The organism is Haloferax profundi, assembly GCF_001469865.1.
In the GTDB taxonomy this organism is placed as follows: domain Archaea; phylum Halobacteriota; class Halobacteria; order Halobacteriales; family Haloferacaceae; genus Haloferax; species Haloferax profundi.
On sequence record NZ_LOPV01000667.1, the window covers coordinates 1 to 1,165 of the forward strand.

1 pseudogene is annotated in these 1,165 nt (G+C 52.8%); it reads left to right on the forward strand.

Features of this window, described 5'->3' with window-relative positions:
- Nucleotides 1-80: 80 nt before the first annotated feature.
- Nucleotides 81-1,165 (forward strand): annotated as a pseudogene (locus AUR66_RS18575) (CARDB domain-containing protein); the annotation flags it as partial.

Consider the following 1,165-nt stretch of genomic DNA (forward strand, 5'->3'; position numbering starts at 1 on the left):
TTCTATCCATGGTGGTAGGACCCGTTAGCGCGAGCGCCCTCGCCTCACAAGATGCATCGGCCTCACTCGACAGTGGAGGTGTGTCCCTCGGTGGGACGACAACTCAGGCTGTCAGTGAGGATCTGAAAATCAATAGTACAGACAAGATTTCAATCTGGCAATATGGTATCCGTCCACTCAGGGCGCATATCACGCCATGGCAATACACACAGGGGGCAGACGGCGATGGGTTCGATTCCGTCCAAAGCCCGAAGACGACGGTCCAAAGTACGTCGATCTTCCTTGACGCTGGGGATGTTGGAACACAACTCAAGAAAAACGAGTTCTATGTGTTCGAAAACGGGACCCCGGTGACAACCAGCTTCGACGGCAGTCCCGTCGGAAAGCCCGGTGTTATTGAGGGTGAAAAGATCCAGACCGTTGCAGTTCACCTCGAAAAGGGTTCCAAGCAACCTGGCTCGATTGGTGACGTTGCATCACTGATCACGTCTAGCGAAGATACGAACAGTCGTATTGTCGAGACGACGACCGGTGACTCGGGTACGAACTACTTCCAGTTCACGCCCGATAACTCTGGTCAGTATATCTTTGCAACAGTTCTTGTCGAAAACAGTAGTAAGACAGGTCTCGCACCCGCAGCATCAGGAAATCTGACCGCTCAGAGCGACGTGACCATCGTCGGATTCGACTATTTCATTGTCCAGGAAAGTAGCTCACAGGTCAAGACCCCTGGCGTCGCTGCGACCGGAAACGATGTCACCGTCGACGTCAACGCTACGGGCCTTAACAGCGATACTGTCTCACATACTGTTATCCTGCTTGACGAGAATACACTCAGCGAGCAAGAGCAGTCGATTTCGCTCAATGGGTCGAATCTTGAGAGCATCAACTCGAGTATCGAGGATGTTGAAGGCGCAACCGACATCGAAGAGGGTGCAAACCTCTTCGGAAACGAGTTGCCACCGAGTAGGTACAACGGAAACACAAACATCATCTCACTGTTTGAGCGTCTCACCGGCGATTCAACGCAGGTGAATCCTACCGGAGATGCAACAATCTACACCTCGGTCAACACTACGGTAGGTAACCCTAGCGAGTCGGTTACGCTGCGGACGACCGAGAACTTCGCTCCTGGTGAATACTCCGTCATCCACTTCGCAACTGC